Raw genomic sequence first — 381 nt, forward strand, 5'->3', positions numbered from 1 at the left:
ACCACCTTGCCAACATGAAACGTCTTCTCCTTGAAACGGACGAATGGTTACGACGTCGCATACGAATGTGTATATGGAAATCTTGGAAAAACCCTAAGACGAGAATATCCAATCTGATTCGATGTGGAATCTCTAAGAGGAAAGCCAATGAATGGGGTTATACTCGATTGGGGTATTGGCGTATTGCTGACAGTTGGATAACACACAGTTCTATGACTAATGAACGACTAAAAATTGCCGGGTATCCAACCCTTTATGACGAGTATCTCAAATGGTATCCTAAATAAAGAACCGCCACGTGCGGAACCGCATGCGTGGTGGTGGGAGAGGTCGGAGAACGAAAGTAGGAAGAAAACTACTTCGTTTTCCTCCTACTCGATT

Annotated in this window: 1 protein-coding gene; it reads left to right on the top strand. The window is 44.1% G+C overall.

Features of this window, described 5'->3' with window-relative positions:
* Positions 1 to 287 (top strand): group II intron maturase-specific domain-containing protein (locus tag H6A61_RS15475; RefSeq protein ID WP_346342346.1); only part of this gene is annotated, 287 nt, incomplete at its 5' end.
* Between the last annotated feature and the right edge of the window lie 94 nt (positions 288 to 381).

The organism is Bacteroides caecigallinarum, from assembly GCF_016901995.1.
GTDB classification, from domain to species: Bacteria; Bacteroidota; Bacteroidia; order Bacteroidales; family Bacteroidaceae; genus Phocaeicola; species Phocaeicola cellulolyticus.